Source organism: Thioalkalivibrio denitrificans (genome assembly GCF_002000365.1).
GTDB lineage: Bacteria > Pseudomonadota > Gammaproteobacteria > Ectothiorhodospirales > Ectothiorhodospiraceae > Thioalkalivibrio_A > Thioalkalivibrio_A denitrificans.
The window spans coordinates 1-7,679 of the sequence record NZ_MVBK01000087.1 but is presented as its reverse complement, the minus strand read 5'-3'; the positions used below and the strand labels follow the sequence as shown (position 1 = coordinate 7,679).

Genomic DNA, 7,679 nt, shown 5'->3' with positions numbered 1-7,679 from the left:
GAGGCGCAGAGAACGCAAAGGTGTTTTGTTCAAAAAACTTTGCGTTCTCTGCGCCTCTGCGCTCTTTGCGTGATCTGCGAGGTGTCCCCCGGCCCCGGGCGGATTCGCGGCGGGGTCACCGCTCCTACGGGGTGGGGTATCATCCTTGGCACCATGCGCGTTCTGAGTCAGTTCGACTTCCACCATGTCCTCGCCGAAACCCCCGGCACGGCCGTGGTGGTCTTTACCGGGCCGGACTGCGGTGCCTGCCGCCGGGTGAAGGGGCTGCTCGCGGAGATGGTGTCGGCGGGTGAGCGGTGGACGCTCTACGAGGTGGATGCCTCCCGGGACGGCGGGCTGGCCCGGGAGTTCGAGGTGTTTCACCTGCCGAGTCTCTTTGTTTACCGGGACGGCCACTACCATGCGCCTCTGCACGCCGAGGCGGCGCCTGAGCGCATTCGTGCGGCAGTGGCTGAAACCCTGGCCCGACCCGCTATGGAGGCGCCATGAGGGTGGATGTGCCGAGCGGCTGGCTGGAGGGGGCGCGGCGCGTGCCTTCGCCCAACCACGACGCCCGTCCCGAGGGCGTCCGGCCGGAACTGATCGTGATCCATGCCATCAGCCTGCCGCCGGGGGAGTTCGGCGGCCCATGGATCGATCGGCTGTTCACCAACCGGCTCGATCCGCAGGCACACCCCTTTTTCCGGGAGATCGCCGGTCTGGAGGTGTCGGCGCATCTCCTGATCCGCCGGGACGGGGAACTGGTTCAGTACGTCCCCTTTCACCTGCGGGCATGGCATGCGGGTGTTTCGAGTTGGCGGGGGCGTGAGGGCTGCAACGATTTCTCCATCGGCATCGAGCTGGAGGGTTGTGATGATCGCCCCTTCGAGGACGTGCAGTACGAACGGCTTGCCGGGGCGATCCTCGCGCTGCGCCGGGCCTATCCTTCGATCGCCCCCGACTCCCTGACCGGGCATGCCGACATCGCGCCGGAACGAAAGACCGACCCGGGGCCCCACTTTCGCTGGGCAACGCTTTGGGCCGCCCTCGGAACCACGGGTTTGACCTAGACCAATTCCAAGCGGCGTAGTCGGAAATAACCCTACGCAGTATAGGTCTTTTGATTTAGATCAATTCCAGGGATTTGGGATTTCTACATAGTGCTCTCCGCCAACATCGTGATCGCGGCCACGTCGCGGCCGTGCCAGAAATCGGGGAGCACTCCATGGAGCAACAGCAGACGTACAACTACAAGGTGGTCAGGCAGTTCGCCATCATGACCATCGTCTGGGGCATCGTCGGCATGGCGGTGGGCGTGCTGATTGCGGCGCAGCTGGTCTGGCCGCAGCTGAACTTCGAGATTCCCTGGCTGAGCTACGGCCGCCTGCGGCCGCTGCACACCAACGCGGTGATCTTCGCCTTCGGCGGCTCGGCCCTGTTCGCCACGTCCTATTACATCGTTCAGCGCACCTGTCAGACGCGGCTGTTCAGCGACGGGTTGGCCGCCTTCACCTTCTGGGGCTGGCAGGCGGTGATCGTGCTCGCCGCGATCACCCTGCCGCTGGGCAAGACCATGGCCAAGGAATACGCCGAGCTGGAGTGGCCCATTGCCATCCTCATCGCCGTGGTCTGGGTGGCCTATGCCATCGTCTTCTTCGGCACCATCATGAAGCGCCGTGTACAGCACATCTACGTGGCCAACTGGTTCTTCGGCGCCTACATTCTCACCATCGCGCTGCTGCACATCGTCAACAACATGTCGATGCCGGTGACGCTTTTCAAGTCCTACTCCGTGTACCCGGGCGCCATGGACGCGATGGTGCAGTGGTGGTACGGGCACAATGCCGTGGGCTTCTTCCTCACCGCCGCGTTCCTGGGGATGATGTATTACTTCGTGCCCAAGCAGGCGGGACGGCCCATTTACTCCTATCGCCTGTCGGTGGTGCACTTCTGGGCGCTCATCTCGCTCTACATGTGGGCGGGCCCTCATCACCTTCATTACACGGCGCTGCCCGACTGGGTGCAGTCGCTCGGCATGGTGTTCTCGCTCATGCTGCTCGCGCCCTCCTGGGGCGGAATGATCAACGGCATCATGACGCTCTCGGGGGCCTGGCATAAGCTGCGCGACGACCCGATTCTCAAGTTCCTCATCGTGTCCCTGTCCTTCTACGGGATGTCCACGTTCGAGGGGCCGATGATGTCCATCAAGACAGTCAACGCACTTTCCCATTACACGGAGTGGACCATCGGCCACGTGCATGGCGGCGCCCTGGGGTGGGTGGCCATGATCTCCATCGGTGCCCTCTATGCGCTCATACCGGTGCTGTTCGGCCGAGAGCGCATGTACTCCATCAGGCTCATCGAGTGGCATTTCTGGCTGTCCACCATCGGCGTGGTGCTTTACATCGTGTCCATGTGGATCGCCGGAGTGATGCAGGGGTTGATGTGGCGCGCCGTCAATGACGACGGCACGCTCACCTACAGCTTCGTGGAGACGCTGGTGCACATGTATCCGTACTACACCGTGCGCTTCCTGGGCGGTGTCGTGTTCCTCGTGGGCATGTTCATCATGGCCTACAACGTCTGGAAGACCATCTCCGGCGCCCGCCCCGCGGTGCAGCCCATCCCGCAGCCGGCGCATTGAGAAGGGGAGAGATCACTCATGAGTCATGAAATCGTCGAGAAAAACATCGGCCTGATGGCCATCGCCATCCTGGTGGTGGTGAGCATCGCGGGCCTGGTGCAGATCGTGCCCCTGTTCTTTCTCAAGAGCACCACCGAGCCGGTGGACGGACTGCTCCCTTACACCGCACTGCAACTCGAGGGTCGCGACATCTACATCCGCGAGGGCTGCTACACCTGCCATTCGCAGATGATCCGGCCGTTCCGTGCGGAGACGGAACGCTACGGGCACTTCTCCGTGGCCGGCGAGTTCGTCTGGGACCGTCCGTTCCAGTGGGGTTCCAAGCGCACGGGGCCGGATCTGCACAGGGTCGGCGGGCGCTACAGTGACGACTGGCACCGCATCCATCTCATTGACCCGCGCGCGGTGGTGCCGGAGTCCAACATGCCCGCGTATCCGTGGCTGGAGCGCCGCGAGATCAATGCCGACATCACACCGCGCAAGCTGCGGGCCATGCAGCGCCTGGGCGTGCCTTATACCGACGAGGACATCGCGAACGCCGCAGACGAAGTTCGCGGCATGACGGAGATGGATGCGCTGATCGCCTACCTGCAGGTGCTGGGCACCGCCATCCCGCACCGCAGGTGACGCCATGAGCTTCGGGTTCGTACAGGGGCTGATCACCATCGTGCTGATGGTGCTGTTTGTGGGCATCGTCGTCTGGGCCTACAGCAGCCGGCAGAAAAAGCGCTTTGACGAGGCGTCCATGTTGCCCTTCGCGGAAGATGACGCGCAGGGGGATGTTCGCCGCAAAGGAGAGAATAAAGATGATTGAACACGACATGAGCACCTTCTGGCACTGGTGGGTGGTGGTGCTGACCGTGGCCAATATTGCGGCGATCTTCTGGCTGATCCGCTGGACCAGCAAGCGCCGCGCCGGGGAAGTGGCCCAGGGCGAAGTCACCGGTCATACCTGGGACGAGGATCTCTCCGAGTACAACAACCCGCTGCCGCGCTGGTGGCTGTGGATGTTCTATCTGACCATCGCGTTCTCCGTCATCTACCTGGCGCTCTTTCCGGGCCTGGGCCGCTTTGCCGGTTTTCTGGGCTGGACATCCGAGGGCCGTTATCACCAGGAGGTGGAACGCGCCGAGGAGCGTTTCGGGCCGATCTTCGCGGCCTATGCCGAGCGCGACGTGCCGGCACTGGCAGAAGACGACGAGGCCGTGCGCACGGGGCAGCGCCTGTTCCTCAATTATTGTTCCACATGCCACGGTTCCGATGCCCGCGGCGCGCCCGGATTTCCCAATCTCACCGACGGCCAGTGGCAGTGGGGGTCCTCGCCGGATGCCATTCGCCAGACCATCATCGATGGACGCCAGGGTGTGATGCCCGCCATGGGTGAGGTGCTCGGCGACGAGGGCGTGGAGCAGTTGACGCACTACGTGCTCAGCCTGGCCGGGCGTGAGGATGCCAATCCCGAACTGGCCGAGGCGGGTCGGCCGCAGTTTGCCACCCTGTGTGCCGTCTGCCACGGACCCGAGGGCACGGGCATGACCGCCCTGGGCGCCCCGGATCTCACCAACAACCTGTGGGTGTACGGTGGATCGCAGGGCGCCATTGCCCGCACCATCCGTGAAGGGCGCCACGGCGTCATGCCGGGCTTCGGAGACTTCCTGGGTGAGGACCGGGCCCATGTGCTGGCAGCCTACGTGTACAGTCTTACGGAGGAGGGGCGGTAAGCGCCCCGCCGGTTCTCATGTCGGAATCCCTGCGGGTCGAAGGACGGCCTGTGACGCAACGGCTGATTGCGGCCCTGTGGCTGCTCACCTCCGGTGCCGGTGCATTGACCTGCTCCTCCGGTTGGTCGTCGGGACGGTAAGAGGCGTGCATGGCGGATCTCCCTCGCAAGTCCCGCGCCCCTTCGGCGGGCGCGGACCCCGCAGACGGCAACGAGCCGGAATTCTACGCCAAGCGGGAAAAGATCTATCCGCGCGAGGTCCACGGGCTGTTCGCCCGCCTGCGTCTGGCAGGGGTGCTGACGCTTCTGGGTATCTTCTACGGCGCCCCCTGGCTCACGTGGAACGACCGTCAGGCCATCTGGTTCGACCTGCCCGGACGCAAGTTCCACATCCTGGGCTGGACCTTCTGGCCGCAGGACTTCTTCCTGCTGGCGCTGCTGCTCATCATCGCGGCCCTGACGCTGTTCTTCTTCACGGCGCTGGCGGGGCGCCTGTGGTGCGGCTATGCCTGCCCGCAGACCGTGTGGACCGAGGTGTTCCTGTGGACGGAGCGTCGCCTGGAGGGCGACCGCTCAAAGCAGATGAAACTGGCCCGGGCGCCATGGACGCCCCGCAAGATCGCCATCAAGGGCACGAAGCACTCCATCTGGTTGCTGTTCTCGCTGTTCACGGGGCTCACATTCGTCGGCTACTTTTCGCCCATCGTCGAACTGATGCCGCGTTTCTTTACCCTGCAGACCGGGGGCTGGGAGACCTTCTGGATTCTGTTCTACGGCTTTGCCACCTGGGGCAACGCGGGCTTTCTGCGCGAGCAGGTGTGCATCTACATGTGTCCTTACGCCCGATTCCAGGGGGCAATGTTCGACCCGGATACGCTCATCATTTCCTACGACCCGAAGCGTGGGGAGCCGCGGGGTTCACGCAAACGCAATGTGGATCCGAAGGAGAAGGGCCTGGGAGACTGCGTCGACTGCACCCTCTGCGTACAGGTCTGTCCCACCGGGATCGATATCCGCGACGGCCTGCAATACGAGTGCATCGGCTGTGCCGCCTGTGTGGATGTGTGCGACGACGTGATGGATCGCATGAACTATCCGCGGGGGCTCATCCGTTACACCACCGAGAATGCCATGGAAGGAAAGACCACGCGCGTGCTCAGACCGAGGATGGTGCTGTATGGGTTGCTGCTGCTGGTGCTGATGGCAGGGCTGCTGTTCGGTATTGCGAGCAGAAACCCCGTGGGCATCGATGTGATGCGCGACCGCAACGTGCTGTACCGGGAGCTGCCCGATGGTCGGGTGGAGAATGTCTACCGGATCAAGCTCATGAACAAGGCCGATGCCGCGCGCGCATACCACGTGGAAATCCGCGGCCTGCCCGGGGCCGAGTTGGTGATCGACAGAAGCATGCCGGTGTCGGTACCCGCCGGCGGCGTGATCGAGATCCCCGCGCGGGTGCGCATGGATCCCGCCGTCCTGGACACGCCCTCTGCCGAGGTGATCTTTGCCGCACACGTCGAGGGCGACCCCGACACCGGCAACGAACGCAGCGGCCGTTTTGTCGGCCGGATGCGGTGATGGAATCGCAAACGAGGGGAACAGGATCATGCGTTACGTGAGAGAGGACTCGGGGCCGTGGTATCGCCAGCCGTGGCCCTGGCTGCTGATGATCCCGCCGGTGACGGCGGTGTTCGTGGGGATGGCGCTGTTGCGGGCCGCCACCTGGGAGCCGGACGGGCTGGTGGTGGCGGATTACTACCAGGAGGGCCGGGCCATCAACGAGGTGCTGGAGCGCGAGCGCTTCGCCGCCAGCCTCGGTCTGGCCGGGGAGGTCCGCTTTGACGGCCGGCACTTTATCCTGCAGATGGAGGGTACACCGCTGCCGGGCGCGCCGCTCACCCTGCGCCTGCTGCATCCCACGCGCGCCAACAAGGATGCGGAGCTCACCCTCATCCACGATGAGGCCCGAAACGTCTGGCAGGCCAGCGTGTCCGATCTGCCCGACGCCCGCTGGCACCTGCATCTTGAGCCCCAGGATCGAAGCTGGCGACTGCGCGGGCGCCTGGAGCCGGGCGAGCGGATCGCACGGGTGGCCGCACAGGGGTAGTTGGAGTGGGAAGTGTGAATTGGGAATTGGGAAGGGAAAAAAGTCGAAGAGATAGGGGATAGGGGAGGGGAATGAAACCGCCCTGCCTGTCTCCGTGAGGGGGTTGGGGTATGCCCGCCCCGCATGAGCCCCCGCTCCCCATGCCTGACCTCCGTCGTACTTCATCACAGGGCCCTCGGGGTTGCGCGGGCCCGTCCCGTGCCGGAAACTCTTGGCTGACGCCAAACCAGCGGACCGGCCTATGTCACTGATCACCATCCTCATCGCCCTGTTTCTGGAGCGGTTTGCGGGCACACTGGACGAAATGCGTCGGTTCCGCTGGCTGGATGCATACGCCGACTGGATGCACGGGTTTCTGGACGGCCTCGGCATCCGGGACGGCACGGCCGCATTCGTCATCACGATGCTTCCCCCCATTCTCCTGCTCGCGCTGGTGGCGCTGCTGATTCACGGCGTGTTCCTGGGCCTGCTGGACATCATCCTTGGGGTGTTCATCCTGTTGCTGTGTCTCGGTCCGAAGAACATCAACGACCAGGTGGAGGCCTATGTGGAGGCGGGCGCCATGAACGACGAGGAGCGCCAGCTTCGCCATGCCCGCGAACTGCTTGGCACCGAGGACCCGCCCGCGGAACCCCAGGAACGGACCCGGGCCGTGGTGGGCGCGATCTTCTCCGAGGCGAACAGCCGCCTGTTCGCCGTGCTGATCTGGTTCGCGGTGCTGGGCCCACTGGGCGCGCTGATCTACCGTCTCGGTGATCTGCTCAAGGCGCCGGTCGAGGGCCGGTCCGAAGGCTTTACGGCCGCCGCGGCGCGTCTGCAGGCGCTCATGGACTGGATTCCCGCCCGCCTGATCGCCCTGGGTTACGGCCTGGTGGGCAGCTTCGACGCGGCCTTCGCGGTGCTGACCCGTGCCCTGCCCGGAAGCTGGGAACACATGGGCGAGGAGAACCGGCAGCTGCTGCAGGACGCCGGGACCGAGGCCCTGCAGCTGGATCATGTGCGTGGCGATCACCTGGATGATCCCGCCGAACTCAACGCCCTGGTGGAACGCGCCGACGGGCTGATCATGCGCACCCTCGTGGTGTTCCTGGCCGTGCTGGCACTGATGACGCTGGCGGGCTGGGCTGGTTGAAGGCAGTGGCAAGTCTCAAGTGGCAAGTGGCAAGGAAAACCACCCTCACCCCAGCCCTCTCCCTGAGGGAGAGGGCGAACCCCCTCCCCCGCTTGCG

General features: G+C 64.5%; 9 protein-coding genes. All 9 read left to right on the top strand.

The features are described 5' to 3' along the window. The first annotated feature begins 153 nt into the window (after positions 1 to 153). Positions 154 to 489 (top strand): thioredoxin family protein, encoded by a 336-nt coding sequence (locus tag B1C78_RS13340; protein WP_077279671.1) that lies wholly within the window; start codon positions 154 to 156, stop codon positions 487 to 489. Continuing rightward, the gene (gene ampD, locus B1C78_RS13335; protein WP_077279670.1) at positions 486 to 1,049 is read left to right on the top strand and encodes a 1,6-anhydro-N-acetylmuramyl-L-alanine amidase AmpD; all 564 of its coding nucleotides are present in this window, start codon (positions 486 to 488) and stop codon (positions 1,047 to 1,049) included. The genes B1C78_RS13340 and ampD overlap by 4 nt, the downstream gene beginning before the upstream one ends. 155 nt (positions 1,050 to 1,204) lie before the next feature. Then, the gene (gene ccoN, locus B1C78_RS13330; protein ID WP_077279669.1) at positions 1,205 to 2,623 is read left to right on the top strand and encodes a cytochrome-c oxidase, cbb3-type subunit I; all 1,419 of its coding nucleotides are present in this window, start codon (positions 1,205 to 1,207) and stop codon (positions 2,621 to 2,623) included. A gap of 18 nt (positions 2,624 to 2,641) precedes the next feature. After that, a complete protein-coding gene (gene ccoO / locus B1C78_RS13325) occupies positions 2,642 to 3,250 on the top strand; it encodes a cytochrome-c oxidase, cbb3-type subunit II (protein WP_077279668.1) in 609 nt (202 codons plus the stop codon). Between the two features lie 4 nt (positions 3,251 to 3,254). After that, entirely contained in the window at positions 3,255 to 3,437 is a 183-nt protein-coding gene (locus B1C78_RS13320; RefSeq protein ID WP_077279667.1) for a cbb3-type cytochrome oxidase subunit 3, read from the top strand. Next, the gene (gene ccoP, locus B1C78_RS13315) at positions 3,430 to 4,344 is read left to right on the top strand and encodes a cytochrome-c oxidase, cbb3-type subunit III (protein WP_077279666.1); all 915 of its coding nucleotides are present in this window, start codon (positions 3,430 to 3,432) and stop codon (positions 4,342 to 4,344) included. Before B1C78_RS13320 ends, ccoP begins: the two co-directional genes overlap by 8 nt. Positions 4,345 to 4,493: 149 nt before the next feature. After that, positions 4,494 to 5,921 carry a cytochrome c oxidase accessory protein CcoG gene (gene ccoG / locus B1C78_RS13310; RefSeq protein WP_077279665.1) on the top strand — a complete coding sequence of 476 codons (1,428 nt, stop codon included), beginning with the start codon at positions 4,494 to 4,496 and terminating at the stop codon, positions 5,919 to 5,921. A gap of 28 nt (positions 5,922 to 5,949) precedes the next feature. Next, positions 5,950 to 6,450 (top strand): FixH family protein, encoded by a 501-nt coding sequence (locus B1C78_RS13305; protein WP_077279664.1) that lies wholly within the window; start codon positions 5,950 to 5,952, stop codon positions 6,448 to 6,450. A gap of 241 nt (positions 6,451 to 6,691) precedes the next feature. Then, positions 6,692 to 7,582, top strand: coding sequence for a regulatory signaling modulator protein AmpE (ampE, locus tag B1C78_RS13300; RefSeq protein ID WP_077279663.1), 891 nt, complete (start codon positions 6,692 to 6,694; stop codon positions 7,580 to 7,582). Positions 7,583 to 7,679 lie beyond the last annotated feature (97 nt).

What these genes read in the sequence shown, in the direction of transcription:
- B1C78_RS13340 (WP_077279671.1), top strand. Translation starts at nt 154, where the DNA reads ATGCGCGTTCTGAGTCAGTTCGACTTCCACCATGTCCTCGCCGAAACC.
- ampD (WP_077279670.1), top strand. Translation starts at nt 486, where the DNA reads ATGAGGGTGGATGTGCCGAGCGGCTGGCTGGAGGGGGCGCGGCGCGTG.
- ccoN (WP_077279669.1), top strand. Translation starts at nt 1,205, where the DNA reads ATGGAGCAACAGCAGACGTACAACTACAAGGTGGTCAGGCAGTTCGCC.
- ccoO (WP_077279668.1), top strand. Translation starts at nt 2,642, where the DNA reads ATGAGTCATGAAATCGTCGAGAAAAACATCGGCCTGATGGCCATCGCC.
- B1C78_RS13320 (WP_077279667.1), top strand. Translation starts at nt 3,255, where the DNA reads ATGAGCTTCGGGTTCGTACAGGGGCTGATCACCATCGTGCTGATGGTG.
- ccoP (WP_077279666.1), top strand. Translation starts at nt 3,430, where the DNA reads ATGATTGAACACGACATGAGCACCTTCTGGCACTGGTGGGTGGTGGTG.
- ccoG (WP_077279665.1), top strand. Translation starts at nt 4,494, where the DNA reads ATGGCGGATCTCCCTCGCAAGTCCCGCGCCCCTTCGGCGGGCGCGGAC.
- B1C78_RS13305 (WP_077279664.1), top strand. Translation starts at nt 5,950, where the DNA reads ATGCGTTACGTGAGAGAGGACTCGGGGCCGTGGTATCGCCAGCCGTGG.
- ampE (WP_077279663.1), top strand. Translation starts at nt 6,692, where the DNA reads ATGTCACTGATCACCATCCTCATCGCCCTGTTTCTGGAGCGGTTTGCG.